General features: G+C 67.2%; 1 pseudogene. It reads right to left on the reverse strand.

The annotated features are described in order from the left end of the window. A pseudogene (locus EN804_RS35025) lies at positions 1–318 on the reverse strand (asparagine synthetase B); the annotation flags it as partial. Positions 319–387 lie beyond the last annotated feature (69 nt).

Below are 387 nucleotides of genomic sequence, written 5' to 3' on the forward strand. Positions count from 1 at the left end.
CACCACCTCGGTGTCGGAGACCGTGCGAAACTCGAGGCCTTCGGCTTCCAGCGTCTTACGCAGCGAGCGGTAGTTATAGACCTCGCCATTGTAGCAAAGGACGCCCTGACCGTCGGTTGTCAGCATCGGTTCTCGCGCGGCGGGCGAGGGGTCGATGATGGTGAGCCGTCGATGACCGAGCGCCAGCCGGGCGCTGTTCCAGCTGTCGTGATCGTCGGGGCCGCGATGCGCGAGCGTCTGCATCATGCGGGCGATGTCCGAGAGGTCGCCGGCGCCGATCGGATCGCGCTTTCGCCAGACGCCGGCTATCCCGCACATGGCCCGCCGCCCGCTTCTGCCTGATCCATCGCTTCCGAAATCCAAGATGCCGGCCGACGCCGGCGCGGC

It is taken from the genome of Mesorhizobium sp. M8A.F.Ca.ET.161.01.1.1 (genome assembly GCF_004792105.1).
Lineage (GTDB): Bacteria > Pseudomonadota > Alphaproteobacteria > Rhizobiales > Rhizobiaceae > Mesorhizobium.